This window comes from Rhodopseudomonas sp. B29, from assembly GCF_000333455.1.
Classification (GTDB): Bacteria; Pseudomonadota; Alphaproteobacteria; order Rhizobiales; family Xanthobacteraceae; genus Rhodopseudomonas.
Genome location: NZ_BADD01000559.1, coordinates 1 through 1,910 on the forward strand (window position 1 = coordinate 1; position 1,910 = coordinate 1,910).

Annotated in this window: 2 protein-coding genes; both read left to right on the plus strand. The window is 66.4% G+C overall.

What is annotated here, in order from left to right:
- A partial coding sequence (locus I5M_RS19890) for a GGDEF domain-containing protein (RefSeq protein WP_022722995.1) occupies nucleotides 1-763 on the plus strand: 763 nt, incomplete at its 5' end.
- A gap of 121 nt (nucleotides 764-884) precedes the next feature.
- The coding region (locus I5M_RS19895) for an ABC transporter substrate-binding protein (RefSeq protein WP_022722996.1) at nucleotides 885-1,910 on the plus strand (1,026 nt) is incomplete at its 3' end.

Sequence of the window (1,910 nt, forward strand, 5' to 3'; positions counted from 1 at the left end):
CGCCCGCATGGCCGGCACCGTGGCCATCCTGATGCTCCTGGTGCATCTCGTCCGCTCCACCGCCGGCGTGCTCGGCGTCGGCGGCGAATTGTCGATGGTGAACTTCAACGACTTCCAGGCCGGCATGGTGCTGCTCCTGGTGTTCTTGTCGATGGCGCTGAATTTCGGCTTCCTGCTGATGTCGATCGACCGGTTGCGCGCCGAAGCCGCCAGCCTCGCGCTGCTCGACGACCTCACCGGCGTCGCTAATCGCCGCCATCTGCTGCAGCGGATTTCGGAACTGTGCGACGGCTCGATGCGCAGCGGTGAGCCGTTCGCCGTGTTGGCGATCGACCTCGACGGCTTCAAGGGCATCAACGACAGCTACGGCCACGCGGCCGGCGACGAATGCCTGCGCCGCTTCACGGTCGCCGCGCAGTCGCGGCTGCGCAGCGGCGATCTGCTGGCGCGCACCGGCGGCGACGAATTCTGCGTAGTGATGCCCGACACCACCTTGCGCGAAGGCGCCATGGTGGCCCGCCACATTCTCGAAGAGAGCCGTGCCATCGCCGTGCAGGCCGGGACGATCGAAATTTCCTTCGCTGCCTCCATCGGCGTCGCGCAATGGACACGAACGTTGGGGGCCGATGCGAACCGGCTGATCGCGGCCGCCGACGTCGCGCTGTACAGCGCCAAGAAGCTCGGCAAGGACCGCTATGCGGTTTACGAACCCGGCCCCGAGACGTCGCCTCCGGACGTCGCGACGCTGCGCAAGATCGCCTGAGTTCGACCCGCTGGCCGGCCAGACCGGCAAGATAAATTGCTCCCGCGCCGGAATGGTGTAAGTTTCCGCGCCTGCCAATCAAGAGCGGTGCGTGCCGCCGCCCCCAGGGAGAGAAACCACCATGTTCGCCAAGCCCCTCGCGGCGGCGATGATGACGGCCGCGCTGCTGTCGGCCCCGTTCGTCTCGTCCACCGCCGCGCTCGCGCAAGTCTCCGACGACGTCGTCAAGATCGGCGTGCTCACCGACATGAACGGACCGGCCTCGACGCCGACCGGCAAAGGGTCGGTCACCGCCGCCGAGATGGCGGTCGAGGACTTCGGCGGCAGCGTGCTCGGCAAGCCGATCAAGGTGATCGTCGGCGACCACCAGCTCAAGCCGGACATCGGCGCCGCGCTGGCACGGCGTTGGTACGACGTCGAACAGGTCGATCTGATCGTCGATGTCCCGGTGTCGGCCGTCGGTCTCGCGGTGCAGAACATCGCCAACGAGAAGAAGCGGATGTTCATCACCCAGTCGACCGGCGCGGCCGACTTCCACGGCAAGTTCTGCTCGCCCTACACGATGCAATGGGTGTTCGACACTCACGCGCTCGCGGTCGGTACCGCGCAGGAAGTCGTCAAGCGCGGCGGCGACAGCTGGTTCTTCATCACCGACGACTACGCGTTCGGTCAGTCGCTGGAAAAGGACGCCGCCGCGGTCGTCAACAAGACCGGCGGCAAGGTGCTCGGCTCGGTGCGGCCGCCGTTCGCGGCCTCGGACATGTCGTCCTTCGTGCTTCAGGCGCAGGCCTCCAAGGCCAAGATCATCGGCATCGCCGGCGGTCCGCCCAACAACATCAACGAGATCAAGACCGGCGCCGAGTTCGGCGTGTTCCAGGGCGGTCAGCAGATGGCGGCACTGCTGGCGCTGATCACCGACGTGCATTCGCTCGGCCTGCCGGCCGCGCAGGGCCTGTTGTTGACGACGTCGTTCTATTGGGACGCCGACGACAAGACCCGCGAATGGTCGAAGCGCTACTTCGCCAAGATGAACCAGATGCCGACGATGTGGCAGGCCGGCGTTTACTCCGCCGTGATGCACTATCTGCACGGCATCAAGGACGCCGGCACCGACGAGCCGCTCAAGGTCGCCGAGAAGATGCGCGAG